Below are 21,957 nucleotides of genomic sequence, written 5' to 3' on the forward strand. Positions count from 1 at the left end.
GGCGGCGGGCGTCAGCACATCCACGGCCGGCACGTCCACGGTCACAGGAGGCACCAGGCGAGGACGCCGGGGAGGGCGAGCACGCCGCAGATCGAGAAGTTGACCAGCTTGTGGTCGAGGAAGACGGCCACGAACTCGCGGATCGTCGCGCTCGGCCAGAAGTACGCGGCCGTCGGCGCGCCCACGACCTGACCGTTGACGCCCGCCTTCCGTGCGGTCAGGGCCGCGCGGAAGGCGTGGAAGTTGTTGGTGACGATCACGCACGAGTAGCCGGGCCGGGCCGCCGACATGATCGCCGCGCTGTAGGTGAGGTTCTCCTCGGTGGTGCGCGAGGCGTCCTCGCGCAGGACGTGCTCGGCGGGCACGCCGCGCTCGACGAGGTGGTCGGCCATGGCGTGCGCCTCGGGCAGGTCCTCGTCCGGGCCCCGGCCGCCGGAGGTGACGATCACGGGCGGCCTGCCGCGGGCGGCCTGCGCCGCGTACAGCCGGCGCCCGCGCTCCAGCCGGCTCGCCAGCAGCGGCGGCACCCGGTTGCCGCCGACCAGACCGGAGCCCAGCACCACCACGAAGTCGACAGGGCGCCGCGGGCGCAGCCAGCCGTAGACGAAGGCGTAGGTGATGAAGCAGAAGAAGAGGAACGCGACGTAGGCGGTTATCAGCAGCAGGGTGCCGGTGACGATCGTCAGCTCCCGGGAACGGCTGACGGCGGAGGCGATCGTGAGGCCCATCAGGCCGACGATGGCGAGACCGGTGAGGAACGACAGCAGGTTCGCGGGGCTCCGCCCCTCCTTGCGGATCATCTTGACGCCGTTGGTCAGCAGGAAGACCGGCAGGACCAGGGCGCCGAGGAAGGGGATCAGCAGGACGGCCGCCGCGAACCACTCCATGGCGCGATGGCCGTGGCCGCCGCTGCGACCGGCCACCCACACCAGGCCGAGCACCAGGCAGGTGCAGGCGAGCCCGAGGTGGACGGCGTTGCTGAAGCGACGCCGGTCGCGCAGGACACCGATGCCGAAGAGCAGCAGGAAGAAGGCGGCGGGAGCATAGGCGATCACGCCTGCATGGTACGTGAATTGACGGTACGTCGGGACGGGCCGGACTTACGCCGACTTGCCCGGAACGCTCCCCGGCCGGCCCTCGTGTTGTCGCCCTCCGGTATGTGTGCCAGCCTGAAAGGAGGAAGATCGGCGGGGGAGCAGCGCAGGCAGGGGCAGAACGGCAGCAGAACAGCGCAGGCAAGGGCAGGGAGCAAGTGCCATGACGTCTTCCTTCCACGATCTCCACGGGCCCGGACTCCACGGGCGCGAGGATCCCTACGGGGGCCTCGCGGGCCTGGCGAACGCCGGCTGGCAGGCGCTGCTGGGCGCGGGCATCGCCTCGACGGCCCTGGGGGCCGTCGTGCTGGCCTGGCCCAAGGCCTCGCTCCTGGTCGTCGGGGTCCTCTTCGGCCTGTACCTGCTGGTGATCGGTGCCCTGCAACTGGCGGGGGCCTTCGCCGCGCACATCCCCGGCGCCCTGCGCGTCCTGGGCTTCGTCAGCGGCGGGCTGTGCGTCCTGCTGGGCCTGGTGTGCTTCCGCGGGCCCGCGCAGTCGATCCTCCTGCTGGCCCTGTGGATCGGCTTCGGCTGGCTGCTGCGCGGGGTGATGCTGGCCGGAGTCGCCCTGTCGGTCAAGGAGTTGCCGGCCCGGGGCTGGCAGATGTTCGTCGGCTTCCTCAACGTCGTCGCCGGCATCCTGATGATCGACCTGCCCTTCCACTCCATCGCCGTCCTGACGGTGGTGACGGGGATCTTCCTGGTGGTGATGGGCGTGTTCGAGGTGTTCCACGCCGTCCGGTTGCGCAGCCACGTCAGGAAGGCGGTGGGCTGAGCCGGCCCTGGGGCCGGCCGCAGGGCCCGTCCGAAAGGCCCGGGAATTCCGGCCAACGGGGCCCTCGGCATTCTCATCCCGCCCTCCGGGGGCCAGACTCCGCCCATGAGAAGACTCGCGAGAGTGTTCACCGCAGCAGCCCTCCTGGCCGGGGCGCTGCAGGCGGCTCCCGTTGCTGCGGCCGACGCTACGGCGATAGCCGCCGGCCCCAGCCTGCGCATGGGACGGCTGTACATGCACACGCCCAGGGGGCTGCAGGCCTGTACGGGCACCCTGGTGGCGAGTCCGCGGCACAACATGGTCGTGACGGCGGCCCACTGTCTGCACTCGGGACTCGGCGGGGCGTACTACACGGGCTTCCAGTTCATCCCCGGCTACCAGAAGGGCAAGCCGGCTCCGCTCGGGGTCTTCGACGGGGCGACGCCCCTGGTCAACGGCGGCTACGTGGGCAAGAAGGACGGGGACGGCGAGTACGACTACGGGTTCCTCGTCCTGAAGCCCAACAAGCAGGGGCAGCAGGCCGGTGAACTGGCCGGCGAGAACCCCATCGCCTTCGGGCAGCCCGTCGTCGCGTCCCGCACGGTGTGGGCCTACCTGCTCAACGACAGGACCGCCGAGTGCTTCGGGCAGACGCAGGCGTACCTGTTCCCCTTCGACAGCCGGGTGAGGATCGACTGCAAGTTCGAGCCCACCTCCAGCGGCGGACCCTGGTACGCCGACTACAACGCCACCACGCAGCAGGGCACCGTCAACGGCGTCATCAGCGGCCCCATGCCCGGGCACGAGAGCGAATCCGTCGTGCTCTCACCCTACTTCGGCATCTATGCGCAGTCGCTCTACCAGCAGGCGGAGGCCGCGTCGTGACAGCTGGTGCGGCCCGCGTGCACCTGCTGTGAGCCCGCGCGGGCTCGTGGCGTTTCCCACCGGACCACCGCAGAATTGCCCCGCGACACGGGTGCGGTGCGGGAGCATGCCACGGGGGTGAGTGTCATGGCGCGCAGGGTGGGGGGCACGGGCGGCGAGGTGCCCGGGCAGGTGCGGATCGGGCGCCTGCGTGCGCATCGTGCGGGCCCGGCGCTGTTCGCGGTGCCGTCGGCCGGTGCCCTGGCGGCCAGTTGCCGGCTCCTCGCCGTCACCGCCGACCACGGACCCACCCCGTGGCGGGCGTACGCCACGGCGGCCGTGGCCGTGTGGGCGGTGGTCCTCGCGTGGCTGCTGTGGGACGTGTGCGCCCCCGCGGCCCTGACGGTGACCGCCGGCGGCCTCGAACTGCGGGGCGGCCTGCGGCGCGTGCATCTGTCCTGGAAGGCCATCGAGAGCGTGTTCCTGGCGCCCCTGCCGCGTATCACGCCGAACGCGGCGGCATCGGCCTTCCAGGGGCTGCTCGTGGTCCGCACGCACCACGGCTGCCCGCCGGGGGTCACGCGCCGGGGGCGGCTCCGGTGGTCGGCGGCCTGGCAGGCCGTCGTGTTCGACTTACGGCCGCTGACCGCACAGGCCACGCGCTTGCACGAGGTCGTCGCACCCCACGCGCACGAGCGCTGGCACGGCGCCGCCGGGCTTCCCACCGACCGTACGGGCGCGGTGAGCGTGCCGGGCGAGCTACTGCCGGTGCACGGCCGCGCCGTGCTGTTCCTGCGGGCGCCGCTCGCCCTGGTCGGCGCCCTGGCCCTGGGGGCCGCCTCGTCCGGCCGGGGGTTCGGCTTCTGGCCGGTGGCCGCCGGCATGGGCGCCTGGGCGGTGGTGTGCTTGCGCGGCGGCTCCTGGCTCGCCGGACGGCTGGCCCGGAAATGCCGCCTGCGCATCGACGTCCAGGGCCTGCACGTGGCCGTCGCCGGCGCCGAACGGCTCCTGCGGCGCGCCGCCGTGCACACCGCCGAGGTCACCACGGCACCGGCCGGCAGCACCGTCGTCGTCCGCCTCGCGCCCGGCGCCGAACCGCCCGCCGCGCTGCCCCGCCACCGCTTCCCCCACCGCGAGGCGCAGCGCACCTCCGAGCTGCTTCCGCTGCTGTCGCGGCGCCACGGGCACCGGCACGGCCTCGCCGCCTTCCCCAGGCAGCTCTCCCGCGCGCTCGAAGACCTCGGATACGACGAGCCGCCCGCACAGCCGGCGCCGGCCGGGCCACCCGCGGCGGGGGAGCCGGTGACGCTGCGCGTGGCCCCCGGGCCCGGCTCCGCCCACCCCACCATCGCCTCGGCCCTGCGGGCGGCGCCGGCCGGACGGCCGGTACGGATACTGATCGAGCCGGGCCGCTACGAGGAGGCCCTCGAACTGTCCGGGACGGTCGAACTGCGCGCGGCCCAGGGGCAGGGCACGGTCGTCGTCGAGGCGGTGGCGGACGCGGTCGCCGACTGCACCGGCCACGTCACGCTCGACGCGCTGCACATCACCGGCCGCGGCCCGGCCGCCGTACGCGTCGCCGGCCAGGGCCGCCTGCAGGCGCGGCACTGCACGATCGAGGGGACGGGCGAGTACGCCGTCCAGGCGCTGCGGGGCGCCGAGGTGACGCTGGAGGAGTGCGAGGTGCAGGCAGGCCGCACGGAGCTGGCCGGGGCGCACGGCACCCTGCGCGGCAGCCGCTTCCTCGCCGCCAGGAGCGAGGCGGTCCTCGTCACCGGCGGCGCCGACGCCCGCATCACCGGCTGCACGGTGGAGGACGCCCGCGGTTACGGCATCCGGATCTCCGGCGCGACGGCCCGCATCGAGGACTGCGAACTGCGCGGCACCGGCCGGGCCTCCCTGGCCGTGGGCGACCACGCCCAGGCCGACATCGTGGGCTGCCGGGTGCACGAGACGCACCGTACGGGCGTCTCCTACTACGACCAGGCGCGCGGCACCCTGCGCGACACCACCGTCCACGGGGCCCAGGACGGCCTGTACATCGCCCGGGGAGCCGACCCCGCCGTCCACGGCTGCCGGTTCGAGGACTGCCGGCGCACCGGGATCAGCGTGGAGGAACAGGGGCTCGGCCGCCTGGAGGACTGCACCGTGCGCACCGCGGGGGAGAGCGGCATCGCCGTCCTGAGCGGTGGCGCTCCCCGGATCCACGGCTGCCGGGTCGCCGACGGCCGCAACGGAGTGGTGGTGCGCGAGGCCCGCGGCACCTTCACCGATCTGCAGGTCCGCGGCCAGACCGCCAGCGCCGTGCTCGTGCGGGACGAAGCGTCCGTAAGCCTGCGCGACGTGCGCCTGGAGTCGTGCGAGAGCGGTCTGTTCGCCAGGGGCGAGGGTGTCACCGTCGAGCTCGCCGACGCCACCGTCACGGACATGGCCAGCTCCGGCGTCGCCCTGCAGGACAGCGCGCGGGCGACCGTGGAGCGGGCCACGCTGGAGCGAACGGCCCTGTTCGGCTTCAACTGCCGCGGCGACAGCCACCTGACGGCCCACGAGTGCACGGTCGACGAGCCCGGTGAGGCGGGCGTTTTGACCGTCGGTTCCGCCACCGTCGTCGCCGACCTGCTGACGGTCACCCGCTCGCGCGACGGCGGCGTCCTGGCCCGCGACAACAGCCGACTGGAGATCACGCGCGCCCGGCTGCGCGACGGCGGCGGCGACGGCATCCGCCTGGACCCCTCGGTGTTCGGGCGGTTCGAGGACTGCGAGGTCACCGGGTTCGCGGGCGAGGCCGTCGCGGGCAACGACCGGGTGGTGATGGGCGACGTCCGCACCGGGGCCACGGCCGAGGACGCCCGGCAGCCGGAGGCCGGTCCGCTCGCCGAACTGCAGGACATGATCGGGCTGGCGGCGGCCAAGCGGCAGGTCGCCGTGCAGACCGATCTGATCCGGCTCGCCCGCTGGCGCGCCGACGCCGGCCTCCCGCACCCGCCCATGTCCCACCACCTGGTCTTCTCCGGCCCGCCCGGCACCGGCAAGACCACCGTCGCCCGGCTCTACGGGCAGATCCTCGCCGCCCTGGGAGCGCTGAAGAAGGGGCACCTCGTCGAAGTCGCGCGCGGCGACCTGGTCGGCGAGTACCTCGGGCACACCGCGCAGAAGACCCAGAGGGTCTTCGCCCGCGCCCGCGGAGGCGTGCTGTTCATCGACGAGGCCTACAGCCTGGCCCGCCGGTTCGGCGCCGGCACGGACCTGGGGCAGGAGGCCATCGACGTCCTGACCAAGCTGATGGAGGACCACCGCGACGAGGTCGTGGTGATCGCGGCGGGCTACACCGAGGAGATGCACACCTTCCTGGAATCGAACCCGGGCCTGCGCTCGCGCTTCTCGCGCGTGCTGGAGTTCGGCGCCTACGAGCCCGCTGAACTCACCGAGATCGTCAGCCGGCAGGCCGGCCGGCACGCCTTCCGCCTGGCGCCCGACGTCGGCCCCCTGCTCACCGAGCGCTTCGAGCGCCGGCGCCTGCGCGGCGACGCCGCCAACGCCCGGGACGCGCGCACCCTCCTGGAGGCCATGGTCGAGCGCCAGGCCGCCCGCCTCGCCGGCCGTACGGCGCCCACCCGGGAGGAACTCGTCCTGCTGCTGGCCCGGGACATCCCCGAGGCCACGGGGGTGTCCTACGGCGAAGGGACGCTGCGATGACCGCGGACGAGGCAGCGGACCGCATCCTGCAGCAGGCACAGCGGGCCGAGACCGACCCCGGCGCCCTGTCCTGGTTCCTCGGACCGGAGGCCGCCGCCGCCGGCGCCGCCGTCCGCGCCGAAGTCCTCCTGCCCGACGGCACCTTCGATGCGAAAGGATTTCACGCACTCGCCTTCGGCGAGTGGTTCCGCTACCTCGCCAGCGACGGCACCGACCGGGCAGCGCTCGGTGCGGCCGTGCTCGCCTTCACCGACCTGACGGGCCACGGCCTCGTCCTGCCCCCCGTCCTGCAGGCGCTCTGCGCGACGGTCGCCGGCCTTCCCGAAGGGGCCGGCACCGAGCCCGCCCACGCCTACGAGGCGGGCGTCGGCGCCCTGACGCTGTTCCAGCAGGGCCAGCACCCCGCCGCCCTGACCGCCGCCGAGCGGCTGCTGCGGCACGCCCTCGCCGGCTTCCCGGCCGGCAGCACGGAAGCCGGAACCTGCCTCTCGGACCTCGCCCTGGCCTTCCTCTACGCCCACGCGGCCGGTGCCGGACCCCAGGCGCTCGCCGACGGCACCGAGCTCGCCCGCGCCGCGCTGGCGGCCGCCCCCGGCGACCGCGACGAACAGGCCCGCAGACACGGCAACCTGGGCTTCGCCCTCAAACTCGGCGCCGAGGCGACCGGGGAGGCCGGCGCCCTGTACGAGAGCGCCCGCGAACTGCGGCAGGCCGTGCGGCTGAGCACCCCGCAGGACCCCCACCGCCTGCTGCACCTCGCCTCGCTCGGCGCGGTGCTCTGGCGCACCGCCGCCGAGTCCGACGACCCCGCACTGCTGACCGAATCCGTCACCCTGCTGCGCAGAGCCGTCGCCGAAGCGGACCCGGCCCTGCCGCCGCGCGCGGCGCACCTGGCCGACCTGGGCATCGCCCTGGTCATGCAGGCCATGCAGGACGGCGACCGCGCGGAGCTCTACGACGAAGGCATTGCGACCTGCCGCCGGGCCGCCGACAGCGCACCCAACGCGGTCGAGCGCACCGGCTACCTCACCCAGCTCGCCCTCGCCCTCAGGGGCCGGGCCGTGCGCGCCGACGCCACCCGACTCCTGGACGACGCACTCGCCGCCGCCCGCGACGCCGTCGAAGGCGCACCCCCGGGGCACCCGGTGCTCGCCCAGGCACGCTTCGTCCTCGCCGGCGTCCTGTGCTCCCGGAACGTGACGGGCGGCAGCATCGCCGACATGGACGAGGCCGTCGCCCTCGCCCGCCGGGCCCTGGCGGACACACCGGGGGAGGACCTGCACCGGCGCGTGATGCGCGGCACGCAGTACGCCGACCTGGCCCGGATGCGCGCGCACATGACCGACGCCCCCGCCGACCTCGCCGAGCCGATCGCCCTGCTGCGCGACCTCGCCCGGGACGTGCCCGAGCGTTCCGAGCAGCGGGCCGAGATCCTGCTCCAGCTGGCCCGGTGCCTGCTGGCCTCCGGTCGCCGTACCGGCGCCGTCGCGGCAGCAGGGGAGAGAGTCCCGGTCGGGGCGGGCGCCGACGAGGCGATCGCGTGCTTCCGCGCCTGCCTCGCCCTGCCATCCCCCGGCCGCGCCTTCGAGGCCCGGGCACGGTTCGCCCTCGGCCAGGCCCTCGCCGAAAGCGCCGACCCGGAGGACGAGGCCGCCTGGCAGGAGGGGGAGGCACAGATGCGCCGGGGGCTCGCCCTGCTCCCGGCGGGTGACGTCCGCCGCTCCGAATACTTGTCGGACCTCGGCAGCATTCACCTGCGGCGCGGTGGTTTCACGGGCCGGCACGACCTGTACGGGGAAGCGGTCCGCCTCATGCGCGAGGCGCTGGCCGCCGCGCCGCGCACCAGCCCCTCCGAGCGGGCCGCGCGCCACTCCAACCTCGGCGCCGCCCTCGCCACGTCCGGCCGGTACGCCGGGGACGCCGGCCTGCTGGCCGAGGCCGTGGAGGAGCACCGCAGGGCCGTCGCCCTGACCCCGCCGGAGGACCACTTCCGCGTCCACCGGCTGGGCAACCTGGGCGACGCCCTGCAGAGCCTCGCCGAGAACCGCTCGGACGCGGCCCTGCTCCGGGAAGCCGTCGACGTGCTGCACGAGGCGGCGGACACGGCCGGCCCGGGCACCCCCGCCCGGGCCTCCGCCCTCGGCCGCCTCGGCAAGGCCCTGCGCTCCCTCGCCCGCTTCACCGGCGACCCCGAGCCCCTGCGGGAGGCCCTCGACCGCCATCGCGAGGAGATCGCCGCACATCCCGGACCGCCCCGGCCGGGCGCGCTCCTCGGCCTGGCCAACGCGCTGATGGACCACTACCGCCACGTGCGGGACGAGCGCGTGCGCGACGAAGCCCTGGAGCACTACCGCGCCGCCCTGGCCGCCACCTCCGCCTCGTCGGGCGAGCGGTTCGTCGTCCTCACCAGCTGGGGGTACGCCGAGTGGGACCGCGCCGCCGACACCGGCGACGAGACGCTCATGGACGCGGCCGTCGACAAGCTCCGCGAGGCCGCTTCCACGGTTCCGGGGGGACACCTCAGCCGCCCCAACGTCCTGACGAACCTGGGCGTCGCCCTCATGCAACGCGCCGGGGCCAGCGGGGAGCGCACCTGGCAGGCGGAGGCGATCGCTGTACTGCGTCGCGCCGTGGAGGAGAGCGCCCCGCACGCCTTCGATCGGGCCGGGCTCCTGAGCAACTTGGCGGAGGCACTGCGCGGTTGGTACGAGTTCACCGGTGACGAGGCCGCCGCCGACGAGGCCGAGGCGTTGCTGAGCGAGGCGGCGGCCCGCCGCGGCGGCGACCGGCGCGGCCGCGACCTGGCCGTGATCAACCTCGGCGTGCTGCTGCACAGCCGGGCCCTCGCCGGTGGTGCCGACACCACCCGCGCGACCGGCGAGGCCCGGCGGGTCCTGGAGGAAGCAGTGGCCTCGCTGGGCGAGGACCACCCCATGCGCCCCTTCGCGCTGGCCAACCTCGCGGCCGTGTGCCTGGTCTCCGGGCAACTCGCCGCGGATCGCCGGGACCCCGCGACCCGGCAGTTGCTGCACCGCGCGTCCACCGCCGCCCGGGAATGCCTCGCCCGCGTCCCCGACGGCGACCCCGACCGGGCCCGGGCGCAGTGGCTTCTGGCCGCGGCCCAGGTGCGCCGGGCCGTCCTCGGCGAACGGGTGGACCTGGCCGAGGCGGCCCGCCTGGCGCGGGAGTCCGCACACAGCGCGGCCTCACCCCTGCTGACCCGCCTGCAGGCCGCCCGCACCTGGGGCGAGGCCGCCGCCAAGGCCGGCCGCAACGCCGACGCGCTCGACGGCTACACCTTTGCCGTCGGCCTGCTGCCCCGCCTCGCGCCGCGCAGCCTGACCCGTGCCGACCAGGAGGAGCGGCTGCGCGCCAGCACCGGCCTGGCCGGCGACGCCGCCGCGCTCGCCCTGCGGGCCGGCGATCCGGGCCGCGCCCTGGCCCTGCTGGAGCAGGGCAGGGGCGTGCTGCTCGCCCAGGGCCTGGACAACCGCGCCGACACCTCACGGCTGCGCGACGCCGCCCCCGGCCTCGCGGCGGAGTTCGAGCGCCTGCGCGAACAGCTGAGCACGCCGGCCGAGCGCCCCCCGGCGCTGATCGCCCCGGCCGGAGCCCCGGAGCTGTTCGACGCCGCACAGCACGCCGCGGGCCTGGCCGCCGAGGCCCGGCACGCCCTGGCCCGGCGCTGGGACGAACTCCTGGTCCGCATCCGGCAGCTGCCCGGCTTCGACGACTTCCTGCGCCCGCCCGCGCTGCCGCAGCTGCTCGACGCCGCCGCCGGCGGCCCGGTCGTCGTCGTCAACGTCAGCCAGTACGGCTCGCACGCCGTTCTCCTCACCGCCCGGTCGGGCATCGAGGTGCTCCCCCTGCCGGGGCTCACCCCACGGACCGCCCTGACGCTCACCGGCGCGTTCATCAGCGCCGTCGACGACGCCTACGGCAAGGAAGGGCCGCAGCGCGCCGTCGCCGCGACGCACATGCTGATGCTGATCCTGCGCCGGCTGTGGGACACGGTGGCCGCACCCGTGCTCCACCGGCTCGGCCTGCGCACCGTACCGGCCGACGGCGAGCCCTGGCCCCGGCTGTGGTGGTGCCCCACGGGCTGGCTGTCCTTCCTGCCGCTGCACGCGGCCGGGCACGGCGCGCCCGGCTCCGGCACCTGGGTCCTGGACCGCGCCGTCTCCTCGTACACGCCCACGCTGCGCGCCCTGGCCCGGGCACGCGGCCGCGCCGGCGGCGGGGCCCGGCCGCGCCCGGCCCCGCTGGTCGTCGCCCTTCCCGAGACCCCCGGCGCGGCGCCGCTGCCGGGCGCCTCCCGCGAGGCGCAGCTCGTCGGTGTACTGTTCCCCGAAGCCCGCCGGCTGGAAGGCGCAGCCGCCACGGTGCAGGCGGTGGGCCGGGCGCTGCCCGACCACCCGTGGGTCCACTTCAGCTGTCACGGCGTCAGCGAGCTGCTGAGCCCGTCGGAGAGCGGCCTGATCCTGCACGACGGCAGGCTCACCGTGGCCGCCGCGGCCGCCCAGCGGCCGCTGAGCCCCGAGCTGGCCGTGCTGTCGGCCTGCTCCACCTCCCGGGGCGGCATCGACCTGGCCGACGAAGCGGTGCAGCTGGCCTCCGCCTTCCAACTGGCCGGCTACCGGCACGTGATCGGCACCCTGTGGCCCGTCTCCGACGCCCTGGCGACCCGTCTGACCGGCGAGTTCTACGCCGCCCTCGCCGAGGACGCCGCCGCGGGCCGCGCCATCGACGCGGCCCTCGCCCTGCACCATCCGGTGCGGCGCCTGCGGGACCGCTACCCGCGGGCGCCGCACCTGTGGGCCGCGCACATCCACACCGGCGCCTGACGCCGGCGCGCGTCCCTCAGCGCGTGTCCGGCTCGCCGTCGCCCGGGTCCTGCCCGGCACCCGTGCCGGAGGCCGTGGTCTGTGCCGTGGCCGTGCCCGAGGGCGCCTGCGGCACGGCACCGGGCTCCGCCGCGTCGTCCGTGGGCCGGTAGGTCCTGGTGTCGGAGAACTCCGCAAGGAGGTCCTCCAGCGCGCTGTCGTCGTCACGGTCATGCCGCTGCGTCATCACGTTCGCCTTCCGTCGCTTCCTCGTCCGGCGGCAGCAGGAGTTCCAGCACGTCCACGTCCGCCGCCCGTACGTACACCCCGGCCGTCCCCGGCACCCGTTCCAGGAACCGGCCGTCCGGCCCCATCCGGTACTGCGCCTGCAGGTACAGGTCGCCCTGCTGCGGGTAGGCCGAGACCGCCGACCACGGGCCGAGCCAGCCGCCCACCCACAGCCCGCTCTTGAGCCGCACCCGCACGAAGCACGAGCCGCGGTCGTGGAAGAGGGCGTCCCAGGCGGTCGGCGTCGGCTCGTAGCGTGCCCGCGCCCGGCGCCGGCGCCAGGCGGTCTCGGCCCAGGCGGCGGCGGACGGCACGGCGACGACCAGCACCAGCGCGGCCAGCCCCGCCCGGCGCGGGTGGCGCAGCGCCCCGGCCAGCGGCCCGTCGCCGTGCCCCGCCAGCAGCTCCACCAGCCACGGCCCGGCGGCCACCGCGTACAGGGCGTCGAGCAGGGCGCCGGCGGCGAGGGCGCGCAGCAGCCGGTTCTGCGGCTCCTGTTCGGAGGCGCTGGTGCCGCGCAGCCGCTCCCGTACGGCCTGGTGGAAGACGCCGGGCAGCACCAGGACCAGCAGGATGGCCAGTTGCTCCACCGTTCCCGGAACCATCGAGCCCCCGCCCCGTGCTTCGCCCCGCCGGCCGCACCCCTGGCCCCAGCATGACGCAGGCCCGGCGTCCGCGCGACGGTCTTCTCACATGCGCGTCGATCTCACAGTGCGTCGATGCGGGGGAACGCGGCCTCCTCCAGCACGATGGCGATGCCGGCCGCCACGGGCAGGGCGATGAGGGCGCCCACCACGCCCAGCAGGGCGCCGCCGATGACGACGGCGACGACCGTCACGAGCGGGGGCAGGGCCAGGGCGTAGCTCATCGCCTTCGGCATGATCAGGTAGTCCTCGGCCAGCCGGAAACCGATGTAGAAGCCGGCCGTGCCCAGGGCGACGGGGAAGGACACCGACAGCGCCACCAGGCTGACCACCACGCCCCCGATGGTGGAGCCGACCACCGGCACCATGTCCAGCAGCGCGACCAGGACGCCGAGCGCCGCCGCGTACGGCACGTCCAGCACGATGCACCACAGGAAGGTGGCCAGGCCCGCGATGGCGGAAGTGACGACGTTTCCGAGCATGTAGCGCCCCACTCGCCACAGGATTTCCTCCGTCAGGCCGACCACGGCGGCCCGCCGGGTCTGCGGCACGAAGCGGTAGGCGAAGCGCTTGAGCTGCGCCATGCCCGCCATGAAGTAGACGGTCAGGACGACGACCAGCACCGTCCCGGTCACCGTACTGAGCACGACGTGGCCGGCGCCGAGCAGCCCGCCGAGGACCGCCGCGCCGCCGCCGGCGCCGATCTGTTCGCGCGCCCTGGCGATCAGGTGGTAGCGGTCCTCCAGGCGGCCGAGGGTGGAGTGGTGGTCGTGGAGCTCCTGCAGCCACTTGGGCACGGCATCGACGAGGGCGGCGACCTCGCGGGAGACCGGGGGGATGACCAGCGCGAGGAAGCCCGCGACCGCGGCCAGCATGCCCAGGACGACCACGGCCACCGCCCGGCCCCGGCCGAGCCGGCGGCCGGCCAGCCAGGCCACCACCGGCTCCAGGCTGATGGCCACGAACAGGGCGAGCAGCAGGAGGGTGAGCAGGTCGCTGATGTGCAGGACGGTCTGCAGCGCGGTGGAGGCGAGGGTCAGGCCCAGACCGACGCCGAAGCCGGCGGTGAACCACGACGCGGTGGGGCGTACGCGGATGCCGGGCTCCGCGTGCGGCACCCGCGGGCCGTGCCCGGGCCCGGCGTCGCCGTACGCCCCGTCGCCCGGCTCGCCACCGCCCGGGCCACCGATTCCTGCAGTCAGCGTCGGCCACCTCTCCACCGTCCGGGTCCGGTGCACCGATACCCCCGCCGCGGCCGCAGGCCCCGGTGCGGCGGTCAAGACCACCTGCAGGGACGAACGTTTGGTTGTACGATTGAAATCGTTACAGAAGTACAACTACTCAGGGGCGTACCGCCGCCCGCTTCCCGCTCCCACCCCGGAGGGGTCCTCGTGCCCGAGCTTTCGCGCCGCCGCCGGTTGCTGGTGCTGGCCATCTGCTGCATCAGCCTGCTGATGGTCAGCCTCGACAACACCATCCTCAACGTCGCGCTGCCGTCCATGCAGCGGGAACTGCACGCCTCCGTCTCGGGCCTGCAGTGGACCATCGACGCCTACACCCTCGTCCTGGCCTCGCTGCTGATGCTCGCCGGCTCCACCGCCGACCGGTTCGGCCGGCGGCGCGTCTTCCAGACCGGGCTCGTGCTGTTCACCGCCGGCTCCGTGCTGTGCAGCCTCGCACCCGGCCTGGGCTGGCTGGTCGCCTTCCGCATGGTGCAGGCCGTCGGCGGCTCCATGCTCAACCCGGTCGCCATGTCGATCATCACCAACACCTTCACCGACGCCCGCGAGCGGGCCCGCGCCATCGGCGTGTGGGGCGGCGTCGTCGGCATCAGCATGGCGGCCGGACCCGTCATCGGCGGCACGCTCGTCGAGACGACCGGCTGGCGCGCCATCTTCTGGATCAACCTCCCCGTCGGCCTCGCGGCCCTCGCCCTGACCGCCCGCTACGTGCCGGAGTCCCGCGCCCCGCGGCCGCGCCGCCCCGACCCCGCCGGTCAGCTGCTGGTCATCGCCCTGCTCGGCAGCCTCACCTACGGCATCATCGAGGGCCCCGCCGCCGGCTGGACCTCGGCGCCCATCCTCGGCTGCTTCGCCACCGCGGCCGCCGCGCTCGCCGTGCTCGTCCCGTACGAGCGGCGGCGCGCCGATGCCCTCATCGAGCCGCAGCTCTTCCGCAGCGCGCCCTTCAGCGGAGCCGTCGCCATCGCGGTGTGCGCCTTCGCCGCCCTCAGCGGCTTCCTCTTCCTCAACACCCTCTACCTGCAGAACCAGCGCGGCCTGCCCGCCCTCCAGGCCGGCCTGTACATGCTGCCCATGGCCGTGATGTGCCTGGTCTTCGCCCCGCTGTCCGGCCGCCTGGTGGGAGCCCGCGGCCCCCGCCTGCCGCTGGTCCTCGCCGGCATCGCGATGACCGCGAGCGGCGTGATGTTCGCGGCCTTCGACGCGGGTTCCTCCGACGCCCTGCTCCTGCCCGCCTTCGTCGTCTTCGGCATCGGCTTCGGGCTCGTCAACGCGCCCATCACCAACACCGCCGTCTCCGGCATGCCGCGCGCCCGGGCCGGGGTCGCCGCCGCCGTCGCCTCGACCAGCCGGCAGGTCGGCGCCTCCCTCGGCGTCGCCGTCATCGGCGCGGCCGCCGCCACGGGCGCACAGCGCACCGGCTGGTGGATCATCGCCGGGTGCGGACTCGCCGTCCTCGTCGTCGGTACGATCACCACCGGCCGCTGGGCCGCCGGGACGGCCGAGCGCTCCGCGGCCCGCCTCGCATCGTCCGAACGGAACAGGATCCCGGTGAACACGTCATGACGACCGTCCACGCGCACGAGGCGCACGACGCGCACGACGCGCACGAGGCGCACGACGCCCACGCGGCCGAGGCGCAGCAGGCATGGAGCAACCTGTGCGCGATCGTCCTGGGCGGCAACGAACGCCGCAAGGAGGTCGTCGACGCGCTCGGCATGAGCTTCTTCCGCATCAAGGCGCTGCGCCGGATCGCCAAGGGCCCCCTCACGCTGCGCCGGCTGGCCGAGGAGCTGCTGACCGACCGCCCCTACACCACGCTCGTCGTCGACGACCTCGCCGGGCGCGGCCTCGTCGAACGCTCCCCGAACCCCGCCGACCGCCGCTCCAAGATCGTCTCCCTCACCCCGGCCGGCCGCGACGCGGCCCTGCGCGCCGAACGGATCCTCGGCACGCCGCCCCCCGCCCTGCTCGGCCTGCCCCCGGAGGATTTGCGGGCCCTCGCGCGCATCACCGCCCGGCTGGCCGCCGGCCCTGGCGGCGAGAACGGCCCGGAAGAGAACGGCCCGGAAGAGGACCGCCCCGAACCGGACGCCGGCTGACCCGGCGGCGTCCGCCGCGGGACCCGGGGGCACACTGGGGCGCAGATGAATCCCCGGATCACCAAGGCTCGGATCACCAAGGAGCGAAGATGTCCTTCCACGACGTCGAGATCGGCGCCCTCACCGGCGGCCCCGCCGACCTGGCCCAGTACCGCGGCAAGGCCGTCCTGGTCGTCAACGTCGCCTCCCGCTGCGGGCTGACCCCCCAGTACGCGGCGCTGGAGAAACTCCACGCGCACTACGCCCCGCGCGGCTTCACCGTCCTCGGCGTGCCGTGCAACCAGTTCATGGGCCAGGAGCCCGGCACCGCCGAGGAGATCGCCGCCTTCTGCTCGGCGACGTACGGCGTCACCTTTCCCATGACGGAGAAGACCGACGTCAACGGCGAGCACCGGCACCCCCTGTACGCCGGGCTCGTCGGCACCCCCGACGCCGAGGGCCACACCGGCGACGTCCGCTGGAACTTCGAGAAGTTCCTCATCGCCCCCGACGGCACGGTCACCGCCCGCTTCGGCCCCCGCACCGAGCCCGACGCCCCCGAGGTCACCGCCGCCATCGAGGCGGTCCTGCCCTCCTGACGCCGCGCCGGCCGGGGGCGCGCACCGCGCCCCCGGCCGATGCCGATGCGTCCTACCAGCTGCCGCCCCAGACGGCCCGCGTGCCGACCGGGCAGGTCAGCCGGAAGTCCCACTGCCCGGAGAAGACCTCCGAGAACAGGTGGCGGCCGTCCGTGCAGTCCACGTACACGTGGTACGAGGTGCCGTTGCACGTCATGAAGAAGTTGCGGCCCCCGTCCGTGCGGCCGTTCCAGCAGGTCGCGGCCAGCTCGCGCTCGGTGGAGCTGGAGGCGCGCTGAACCGCGGTGTTCGGCGAGATGGGCGAGACCGCGGCGGTGTCGTTCTTGCTCTGCCCGTCGGTGCTGGTCGCCTGGGCTTCGGCGGTGTCGGGCGCCGGGGCGGCGGTGGCCGGTCCGGCAAGGCCGGCGAACGCCGTCAGGGCGATCGCAGCGGCAGCTGCGGCGTTCCTCAGGAACGTCACGTTTCCTCCGAGTGATGGATGTCGGGATGCGGACGGGATGTTTCCCGTCCTTTCGGCGTCATCCTGGACGATTCCGGACTTCCCGTGGAGTTGGCGACACCCCGGGGGAGCGCGGGAAGAAACGTCCCCAACTGGGCACGGCCGACGCCATGATGGTGGCGCGCTCCCGCGAACGAGTGGTCAGCGCAGCGGTGTTGCCCATCCGGGTGGGTGTACGGGTGACCGTTGGTGGGTGCACGTAAGGTCGGTGAGGACCACGTCGTCCCACCCCCGGGAGGAAAACGGAATGAAGAAACTCTTCGTCGTCGCCATGACCACCGCGCTCGCCGTCCTCGGAACCGCACTGGTTCTCCTGGCGTTCCAGCTGCGGGCGCAGGGCTACGAGCAGTACGTCGAGCAAGTGACCTTCCTGGCAGGCACGGTGTACTTCACCGCGGGCATGACCGTGGTGACGTGGTTCCGCGCCCGCCGCACGCCGTTGAGCTGAGGCCCGGCCCCCGGTTGCCCCCGGCCACCCGGCCGGGGGCAACCGTGCGCTCCACGCCAACAAGTGTGCGCTGGGCGCCAACGACGCCAGGGGGCGCCTTCGACAGCATCTCTCCCGCGTGATCACCGATGGTCGCGCCGGTGCCGCCGCACGCGCGGTGCGGGTGGGAGGAGCGAGATGGTGTCGACTTTTGGGCGCGCCCGGGCCAGGGCCCTGGGGGCGCTCGTCCTGGTGCTGGGGGTGCTGCTCGGCACGGCCCAGCCCGGCGCGGCCGCCGACTTGAGAGCGCCGCGGCCGCGTGGTGCCGCCGAGGGCACCAAGGTGACCTATGAGGACGATGCGTTCGCCCGGATCGGTCATGAATTCCGGCTCAGCCTGAGTGCCGCGAACCGCCGTGACGCGTTCGACGAATGGACGAATGTCGCCGTTGCCCTGCTCGACCCCGGCTCCCTGTCGCGAGCCCAGCTGACGGAACTCCTGGACCTCAAGCCGGACCGCGTCGGTCCCGTCAGCACGTACACCATGGTGGACCTGGCCTCCATGGAGGACTACATGACGGCCGACGACTACCAGCGGCTCAAAGCCAAGGGGGTGCGGCAACTCCTGGCTCTGCGCGCGATGAACCTCAGGGGCGGGAGCCTGCACTCCGAGGAATACATCAAGAACCGTCTGAACGAGCATTGGCGAAACCGGTTCAGGATCACGGAAGTGCCCAAAGCACTGGCGTGGTATTCGGACCGCAGACCGTGCCGTGAGTGCGCGAAGATCATAGAAGAGGACACTCCCGTCACCTTCGCGGAGGAATACGACCTCACGCCGGCCGAGCTCGCGCAGCAGAGGCGCGAGCTGTCCGCGACGGACAGCATCACGGACAACGACGCCCGTCTGGCGGCTCGCAAGGAGATCAACGCCAAGTACAAGGCCCAGAAGGACGGTCGCAACAGTGCCGCGGCAGCGGGGCTGAAGAAAAGCTTCGTCAGGGCCAACGACAGGGTGGAGCGCCGGAGCGCCGAGATCAATGCCAAGGCGTCCTCCGCCTTCAGCGCCACCAAGCCGTCCTGCCGTCCCGCCAAGCCCGAGCCGCGGCGTTCCCAGGCGCCCGGTCTCCCTGCCCAGGGGTTCATGCGGCCGGTAGCGCTGGTCCGCGGTGATGTCTGCCCGCGGCAGCCTTCCGCGGACGCCAAGCCCGCCAGCGGTCTGGGCCAAGCTCTTTCGCTGCCCGGCGGCGCCCCGGGCGGCATCGACTTCTCCAGCCTGGAGCTGCGCTACCTGTCCGATCCCGGCGACGGCAGCGGACTGCAGTATTCGTTCAGCGCTCAGCGGGATCCCCTGAAGGGGGACTCCCGGGCGTCCACCGGCCTGACGGTGGCCGACCAGACCTCCGACGCCTTCTTCGTCTGGCTCGCCCTCAACCCCTCCGCGTTCTGGGTGAACCTCAACCCCAACGAGCCCCACCGCATCGTCGACGCCAAGCTGGGGCGCACCGACGCCGGCCGCATCATGCTCGAAGCCGATCTGCAGATGAAGAAGAGCGTGGGCAAGCTCCTTCACCCCGACTCCGAGACCGGCCGCACCTTCTGGGACCGCATCTCCGGCAGTTGCATGTCGCAGCGCGTGTGGATCCTGCCCTCTCCCGCCACCGTGCGGCAGGACGGGGACAAGCTGTACATCATCGACGCGCCCCTCGACGTCCGGATGGAGACCCAGTACCTCGCCCAGAAGGGGCAGGCCTCCGCGGTGTCCTGCGCGCAGCAGGACAAGGCTGCGGAGAAGCACAACGAGGAGCTGTTCCGCAGCCTGATCCTGCCCAAGCTGAAAGAGGCGATCAACACCGGGCCCGAGTACGCCGACGTGCGGCGCGTCTATCTCGCGCGGGTCGCCGCCGAGTGGTACCGGGACCTCAGCCGCACCCGGCACACCACCTACGGCGACCTCATCGGCAAGGGGGACATCGACAACTGGCGGACCAGGACGGACTGGAAGCCCACCGACACCTTCGAGAAGTTCGTCGACTCCTACACCAAGGGCGAGTTCAAGGTCACCCACAACACCACCAGCGGTGACACCACCTACGTCCGCACCTACACCTACGGCGGCGTCGACCTGACGCGGGTCCCGTTCACCAAGGTCTCGGGCGACCGTTTCCGCACGGAGCACGCCGCCCTGTCCAAGGACATCGACAAGTCCCTGACGTCACCCGCCGCCGGCGAGGGGGACAAGGCCGTCTGGCTCGGCGCGCCCACCCCGCTGCAGGCGTCCGGGGACGCGCCCGACGACGGACCGTCGGCCCGGCGGACGGCGCTGCGCCTGCTGCCCGCCCTGCTGGTGCCGATCGCCGCCCTGCTGTGGTGGCGCCGCCGTCGCCTGAGCACCTCGGCCACCGCCAGCCCCCTGCGCCGAGCGGCCGCACCGCATCGCCGGAACCAGTAGCACCGCAAAAACCGCCAGAACCACCAGAACCGACACGACTTCCGGAGACCGTCATGACCTCCCCCGTACCGACGACCAAGCCCCCGGAACCGGGGGAGGCCCCGCCGCGGTCCCGGCCCTACGTGCGGCTGATGAGCGCGGCCGGCGGGCTCGGCGTGGTCGCCGCGCTGATCGCCGCGGTCGTCGGCCTCACGACCGATCCGTCCTTCCCGCTGCCGAAGACGATGCCGACCATGCCCGCGCTGCCGGGCATGCCCAGCGGCTATCCCACGGGCCTGCCGACCGACATGCCCACCGACGTGCCCACCGAGCTTCCGACCGCCTTTCCGACGGACCTTCCGACCAGCTGGCCCACGAACTTCCCCACGCGCTTCCCGACGCACTTCCCCACGGCCTGGCCCACGCTTCCGTCGCCGCGGCCGATGCCGTCGCTGCCCTCGCTTCCGCCGCTGCCGCCGCTGCCCCGGCCCGGAGGCACGCCATGACGACCGCCCACGAACCGCCCGTCCCCGTCCCGCCCCTGCCCCCGGGACCGCCCCCGCTGCCGCGGACCCCGCGGCGCGGGTTGCCCGCCGCGATCGGTGTGGCGCTCGTGCTGCCGGCGGCCTTCGGTATCGGGCAGGTGCTCTTCTGGACGGCGCCCGAGATCACCTCGCCGTTGCCGTGGATGCGGGTGTTCCTGCTGCCGGAACCGGACGCCTTCAAGCTGACGCGCACGTTCCTGTACGCCGGCTGGGCCCTGGCCGCCCTCCTCGGCGCCCTGCTCCTGGCCGGTCGCCGGAAGGCGACGGCACCCGCCCGCGTCGTCCGCGCCCTGCAGGCCGGCATCCTGGCGGCCCTGCTGGTGCCGTTCGCCGTCATGTCGCTGGACGTCCTGCGCCGTGCCCCGCTCACGCTGCTGCTGTGCCTGCCCACCACGGGCGCCGCGCTGCTGTGCGTGCACCGGATGCAGCTCTTCCGCCGGATGCCGGGCCGGCTGCTGCTGGCCGGCTTCGGGTGGGGCATGGTCTTCGGCGCCGGGTTCGGCACCGTCATGATCACCTGGTTCACCCGGTACGCGCCGGGCTACCTGCTCGACTGGCAGCACCCCCGGGACGCGATCCGCACGCTCTACACGCTGTTCGCCCTCAACGCGGGGATCGTCGCGGAGCTCGGCAAGGCGGCCGGTGTCGCCGTGCTCTTCCTCCTCTTCCGGCGGCACATCGACGGAGTGGTCTCCGGTGTCGTCCTCGGCGCCGCCGTGGGGCTCGGCTTCAACCTCACCGAGACCGTCGGCTTCATGAGCACGATCGAGCACGGCCAGCAGTCCGCGCAGTTCTGGATCCGGCAGGTGGTCGGGCTGATGGCGGCCCATGTGGCGTTCACCGCGGTCGCCGGCGCCGGGTTCGGCGCCGCGCGCCGGCTCCCCGAGCTGCGCGACCGGCTGCTGGTCGTGGGCGGCGGCGTGCTGGCCGCCGCCGGCGGGCACTTCGCCACGGACTCGGTGATGCCGCAGCTCGGGAAAATGCGGGAGGAGTTGTTCGGCCACGACCAGACGCTCGGCCTGCTCCTCGGCATGCCGCTCATCACGGCCGTCACGTCCGGGCCGTTCGTCGCCGTGTACGCGGTCGTCCTGCGGCGCGGCCTGAAGGCCCAGGCCGCCGGCCTGGCCGAGGCCCTGCGGGCGGAGGTCGCGTCGGGCGCCGGCGCGGTCACCGCGCCGGAGGCGGACCTGCTGCTCGCCCCGCGCCGCCGCCTCCTGCTGGAGCTGCGGGTGTGGCGCCGCGACGGCACCGCCGGCCTGCGCCACCTGCTGCGCCTGCACCAGGCGCAGCTCGACCTGGCCACCCAGCGCTGGCACCGCACCGGCCCCGGCGCGGACTCCTGCATCCCCGACGAGGGGCCCCTGCGCACGCGCGTGCTGGCGCTGAAGCACCTCCCGGCGGCCCCCGCCGGCCCGGCCCTCCCCACGGCGCAGGAGGCGCTGTCATGACACCTTCCCGAGCACCTTCCCGATGGGCACGACCGGCCGGGCTGGCCGTCGCCACCGCGCTGCTCGTCCTCGGCGCGCCGGCGTCCGCCTCGGCGCAGTGCGCGGACCCCAACTACCGTGGCACGCGCACCTTTCCGGGCGGCAGCTGCCCCACGACGGTGGCCGGGACGGCCTCGGCGGGCGTGTGGGCCGTCCTCGTCCTGGCCGCCGCCCTCTGGCTCGCCCGCCTGCTGACCCGCTCGCGCTCCACGACGGACGCCGATCTGGCGATGCTCGACGCCGTCTTCACCCCCTCCGAGGAGCCCGCGTCCCCCGGGCGGGACGCGCCCGTCCGCCGCCCCGAGTAGGCCGTCCGGCGCGGGCTTTCCTCCACACGTGACGTACGACCCGCGGTCGTTCCGGACGGCCGCGGGTCGTGCGGTGGTGTGATTGTCGGCCTGACGGCTTCCTTCCGCGCAGACCCCGATGAGAGCCTCGGTGGGGAATAGGGCGCCTTTGCACTGACTTGGGTGACGTGGGGGACG

The 21,957-nt window shown here is 74.0% G+C and carries 18 protein-coding genes; 12 read left to right on the forward strand and 6 right to left on the reverse strand.

Translation table 11 applies throughout. The features are described 5' to 3' along the window. Positions 1-41: 41 nt before the first annotated feature. The gene (locus ABD361_RS14650; protein ID WP_344435611.1) at positions 42-1,055 is read right to left on the reverse strand and encodes a YdcF family protein; all 1,014 of its coding nucleotides are present in this window, start codon (positions 1,053-1,055) and stop codon (positions 42-44) included. 202 nt (positions 1,056-1,257) lie between these two features. Between ABD361_RS14650 and ABD361_RS14655 the strand changes: the two genes are divergently transcribed. From ABD361_RS14655 to ABD361_RS14670, 4 genes are all read left to right on the forward strand, one after another. Then, positions 1,258-1,869 (forward strand): HdeD family acid-resistance protein, encoded by a 612-nt coding sequence (locus ABD361_RS14655; RefSeq protein ID WP_344435613.1) that lies wholly within the window; start codon positions 1,258-1,260, stop codon positions 1,867-1,869. A 105-nt stretch (positions 1,870-1,974) separates the two neighbouring features. Then, complete coding sequence (locus ABD361_RS14660) at positions 1,975-2,733, forward strand: trypsin-like serine peptidase (RefSeq protein ID WP_344435615.1); 759 nt, start codon at positions 1,975-1,977, stop codon at positions 2,731-2,733. Between the two features lie 126 nt (positions 2,734-2,859). Next, positions 2,860-6,408, forward strand: coding sequence for a right-handed parallel beta-helix repeat-containing protein (locus ABD361_RS14665; protein ID WP_344435617.1), 3,549 nt, complete (start codon positions 2,860-2,862; stop codon positions 6,406-6,408). Next, positions 6,405-11,252, forward strand: a complete 4,848-nt coding sequence (locus tag ABD361_RS14670) for a CHAT domain-containing protein (protein ID WP_344435618.1) — start codon at positions 6,405-6,407, stop codon at positions 11,250-11,252. The genes ABD361_RS14665 and ABD361_RS14670 overlap by 4 nt, the downstream gene beginning before the upstream one ends. A 16-nt stretch (positions 11,253-11,268) precedes the next feature. Here ABD361_RS14670 and ABD361_RS14675 read toward each other — a convergent pair whose 3' ends face one another. The 4 genes from ABD361_RS14675 to ABD361_RS30680 all read right to left on the reverse strand — a co-directional run bounded on the left by ABD361_RS14675 (position 11,269) and on the right by ABD361_RS30680 (position 13,664). Beyond that, positions 11,269-11,478, reverse strand: coding sequence for a hypothetical protein (locus ABD361_RS14675; RefSeq protein ID WP_344435619.1), 210 nt, complete (start codon positions 11,476-11,478; stop codon positions 11,269-11,271). Next, positions 11,462-12,124, reverse strand: coding sequence for a DUF6338 family protein (locus ABD361_RS14680; protein WP_344435621.1), 663 nt, complete (start codon positions 12,122-12,124; stop codon positions 11,462-11,464). The genes ABD361_RS14675 and ABD361_RS14680 overlap by 17 nt, the downstream gene beginning before the upstream one ends. Positions 12,125-12,225: 101 nt before the next feature. After that, a complete protein-coding gene (locus tag ABD361_RS14685; RefSeq protein ID WP_344435623.1) occupies positions 12,226-13,383 on the reverse strand; it encodes an AI-2E family transporter in 1,158 nt (385 codons plus the stop codon). Between the two features lie 56 nt (positions 13,384-13,439). Next, complete coding sequence (locus ABD361_RS30680; protein ID WP_361747342.1) at positions 13,440-13,664, reverse strand: prepilin-type N-terminal cleavage/methylation domain-containing protein; 225 nt, start codon at positions 13,662-13,664, stop codon at positions 13,440-13,442. Here ABD361_RS30680 and ABD361_RS14690 point away from each other — a divergent pair. The 3 genes from ABD361_RS14690 to ABD361_RS14700 all read left to right on the forward strand — a co-directional run bounded on the left by ABD361_RS14690 (position 13,555) and on the right by ABD361_RS14700 (position 16,084). Further along, entirely contained in the window at positions 13,555-14,970 is a 1,416-nt protein-coding gene (locus tag ABD361_RS14690; protein ID WP_344435624.1) for an MFS transporter, read from the forward strand. The genes ABD361_RS30680 and ABD361_RS14690 overlap by 110 nt on opposite strands. Then, positions 14,967-15,506: a MarR family winged helix-turn-helix transcriptional regulator gene (locus ABD361_RS14695; protein ID WP_344435626.1), complete on the forward strand. Its 540-nt coding sequence runs from the start codon at positions 14,967-14,969 to the stop codon at positions 15,504-15,506. Before ABD361_RS14690 ends, ABD361_RS14695 begins: the two co-directional genes overlap by 4 nt. Before the next feature lie 89 nt (positions 15,507-15,595). Then, positions 15,596-16,084 (forward strand): glutathione peroxidase, encoded by a 489-nt coding sequence (locus ABD361_RS14700; protein WP_344435627.1) that lies wholly within the window; start codon positions 15,596-15,598, stop codon positions 16,082-16,084. Positions 16,085-16,136: 52 nt separating this feature from the next. On the opposite strand, the gene ABD361_RS14705 is transcribed toward ABD361_RS14700, so the two are convergent. Then, complete coding sequence (locus ABD361_RS14705; RefSeq protein WP_344435629.1) at positions 16,137-16,544, reverse strand: hypothetical protein; 408 nt, start codon at positions 16,542-16,544, stop codon at positions 16,137-16,139. Between the two features lie 286 nt (positions 16,545-16,830). On the opposite strand from ABD361_RS14705, the gene ABD361_RS14710 reads away from it, so the two are divergent. The 5 genes from ABD361_RS14710 (at position 16,831) to ABD361_RS14730 (ending at position 21,780) form a co-directional block, all read left to right on the forward strand. Further along, positions 16,831-17,031 (forward strand): SCO3870 family protein, encoded by a 201-nt coding sequence (locus ABD361_RS14710; RefSeq protein ID WP_344435630.1) that lies wholly within the window; start codon positions 16,831-16,833, stop codon positions 17,029-17,031. Between the two features lie 177 nt (positions 17,032-17,208). Next, a complete protein-coding gene (locus ABD361_RS14715; RefSeq protein ID WP_344435632.1) occupies positions 17,209-19,461 on the forward strand; it encodes a hypothetical protein in 2,253 nt (750 codons plus the stop codon). Between the two features lie 53 nt (positions 19,462-19,514). Next, positions 19,515-19,946 carry a hypothetical protein gene (locus ABD361_RS14720; protein WP_344435633.1) on the forward strand — a complete coding sequence of 144 codons (432 nt, stop codon included), beginning with the start codon at positions 19,515-19,517 and terminating at the stop codon, positions 19,944-19,946. Beyond that, positions 19,943-21,433 (forward strand): PrsW family glutamic-type intramembrane protease, encoded by a 1,491-nt coding sequence (locus ABD361_RS14725; RefSeq protein ID WP_344435635.1) that lies wholly within the window; start codon positions 19,943-19,945, stop codon positions 21,431-21,433. Before ABD361_RS14720 ends, ABD361_RS14725 begins: the two co-directional genes overlap by 4 nt. Further along, positions 21,430-21,780, forward strand: coding sequence for a hypothetical protein (locus tag ABD361_RS14730; RefSeq protein ID WP_344435636.1), 351 nt, complete (start codon positions 21,430-21,432; stop codon positions 21,778-21,780). The genes ABD361_RS14725 and ABD361_RS14730 overlap by 4 nt, the downstream gene beginning before the upstream one ends. The last annotated feature ends 177 nt before the right edge of the window (positions 21,781-21,957 follow it).

Source organism: Streptomyces luteosporeus, from assembly GCF_039532865.1.
Classification (GTDB): Bacteria; Actinomycetota; Actinomycetes; order Streptomycetales; family Streptomycetaceae; genus Streptomyces; species Streptomyces luteosporeus.

Excerpts from the sequence above, each read along its gene's own strand:
- ABD361_RS14655 (WP_344435613.1), top strand. The coding sequence starts at position 1,258 with ATGACGTCTTCCTTCCACGATCTCCACGGGCCCGGACTCCACGGGCGC.
- ABD361_RS14660 (WP_344435615.1), top strand. The coding sequence starts at position 1,975 with ATGAGAAGACTCGCGAGAGTGTTCACCGCAGCAGCCCTCCTGGCCGGG.
- ABD361_RS14665 (WP_344435617.1), top strand. The coding sequence starts at position 2,860 with ATGGCGCGCAGGGTGGGGGGCACGGGCGGCGAGGTGCCCGGGCAGGTG.
- ABD361_RS14670 (WP_344435618.1), top strand. The coding sequence starts at position 6,405 with ATGACCGCGGACGAGGCAGCGGACCGCATCCTGCAGCAGGCACAGCGG.
- ABD361_RS14675 (WP_344435619.1), bottom strand. The coding sequence starts at position 11,478 with ATGACGCAGCGGCATGACCGTGACGACGACAGCGCGCTGGAGGACCTC.
- ABD361_RS14680 (WP_344435621.1), bottom strand. The coding sequence starts at position 12,124 with ATGGTTCCGGGAACGGTGGAGCAACTGGCCATCCTGCTGGTCCTGGTG.
- ABD361_RS30680 (WP_361747342.1), bottom strand. The coding sequence starts at position 13,664 with ATGGACGGCAGCGCGACGTTGAGGATGGTGTTGTCGAGGCTGACCATC.
- ABD361_RS14695 (WP_344435626.1), top strand. The coding sequence starts at position 14,967 with ATGACGACCGTCCACGCGCACGAGGCGCACGACGCGCACGACGCGCAC.
- ABD361_RS14700 (WP_344435627.1), top strand. The coding sequence starts at position 15,596 with ATGTCCTTCCACGACGTCGAGATCGGCGCCCTCACCGGCGGCCCCGCC.
- ABD361_RS14710 (WP_344435630.1), top strand. The coding sequence starts at position 16,831 with ATGAAGAAACTCTTCGTCGTCGCCATGACCACCGCGCTCGCCGTCCTC.
- ABD361_RS14715 (WP_344435632.1), top strand. The coding sequence starts at position 17,209 with ATGGTGTCGACTTTTGGGCGCGCCCGGGCCAGGGCCCTGGGGGCGCTC.
- ABD361_RS14720 (WP_344435633.1), top strand. The coding sequence starts at position 19,515 with ATGACCTCCCCCGTACCGACGACCAAGCCCCCGGAACCGGGGGAGGCC.
- ABD361_RS14725 (WP_344435635.1), top strand. The coding sequence starts at position 19,943 with ATGACGACCGCCCACGAACCGCCCGTCCCCGTCCCGCCCCTGCCCCCG.
- ABD361_RS14730 (WP_344435636.1), top strand. The coding sequence starts at position 21,430 with ATGACACCTTCCCGAGCACCTTCCCGATGGGCACGACCGGCCGGGCTG.